This window comes from Blastococcus sp. SYSU DS0510, from assembly GCF_054050835.1.
The window spans coordinates 1-933 of sequence record NZ_JBJHAC010000054.1; the positions used below are offsets into that span (position 1 = coordinate 1).

Genomic DNA, 933 nt, shown 5'->3' on the forward strand with positions numbered 1-933 from the left:
ATCGTCCAGCGGTGGCAGAACGGGTGGAAGAAGGCGCACATCGCGGCGGCGATGGGGCTCTCGCGCAAGTGCGTGCGGACCTGGGTCACCCGCTTCCAGGACGAGGGCGAGGCCGGGTTGGTCGACCGGTCGTCCCGCCCGCACACCAGCCCACGGCGAACGACGGCCGAGGTGGAGGAGCGCATCGTCGAGCTGCGCAGTGCCGCGCGCCGGGGTCCGGCCTGGATCGGGGCGGAGCTGGGAGTGCCGGCGAGGACGGTCTCCCGCGTCCTGGTCCGCTACGGGCAACCCCGGCTGGCCGCGCTGGACCCGATGACCGGTGAGGTGATCCGGTCCTCGAAGGTGACCGCGGTCCGCTACGAGCGGTCCAGGCCCGGGGAGCTGGTCCACATGGACGTCAAGAAGCTGGCCCGCATCCCCGATGGCGGCGGCTGGCGCGCGCACGGCCGAGCGGCCACCGTCGATCACCGACACAAGTCGGTGCCGACCGGCTACGACTACGTCCATTCCCTGGTCGACGACTACTCGCGGCTGGCCTACTCCGAGGTCCTGCCCGACGAGAAGGGCACCACTTGCGCGGCATTCCTGGCCCGCGCCGCGACCTACTTCGCCGCCCACGGCATCGACCGGATCGAGCGGGTGATGACCGACAACGCCTGGGCCTACAAGTACTCCCTGCGCGAGGTCTGCGCGGCGCTCGGCGCCCGGCAGAAGTTCATCCGACCCCACTGCCCGTGGCAGAACGGCAAGGTCGAGCGCCTCAACCGAACGCTCGTCTCCGAGTGGGCCTATCGGCAGGTCTTCACCAGCAACGATGAGCGCGCTGCCGCCCTTGCCCCGTGGATCGAGGACTACAACACTCGACGCCGTCACAGCGCACTCGGCGGCAAGCCCCCGATCAGCCGTCTGGCACCAACCTGATGGCCGGGTACA

The 933-nt window shown here is 70.3% G+C and carries 1 protein-coding gene; it reads left to right on the plus strand.

Annotation, left to right across the window (positions count from 1 at the left end):
* On the plus strand, window positions 1-921 hold a 921-nt coding region (locus ACI79P_RS21660), incomplete at its 5' end, for an IS481 family transposase (protein WP_456583124.1).
* Window positions 922-933 lie beyond the last annotated feature (12 nt).